Consider the following 209-nt stretch of genomic DNA (forward strand, 5'->3'; position numbering starts at 1 on the left):
TAAATATGATTTAAAGGCTGGTAATAGTTTATTCCCAATATATTAACTGTATTATTTCTTATTATATCTAACTCTTCCCTAGTATATTCAGGCATTAAATCATGTTTTTTTATTATCTCTATTAATTCATCTGGGTAAAAACCTTTAACACTCGGGTCTAAAAATGATTTACTGGCAAATAATTCTGCTATTCTAGCAGCCTTTAAATC

The 209-nt window shown here is 27.3% G+C and carries 1 protein-coding gene; it reads right to left on the minus strand.

Annotation, left to right across the window (positions count from 1 at the left end):
* Positions 1–209, minus strand: a 209-nt coding sequence (locus AWT72_RS09130) for a family 1 glycosylhydrolase (RefSeq protein ID WP_156413173.1), incomplete at both ends; no start/stop codon positions are given.

The organism is Oceanivirga salmonicida, assembly GCF_001517915.1.
Lineage (GTDB): Bacteria > Fusobacteriota > Fusobacteriia > Fusobacteriales > Leptotrichiaceae > Oceanivirga > Oceanivirga salmonicida.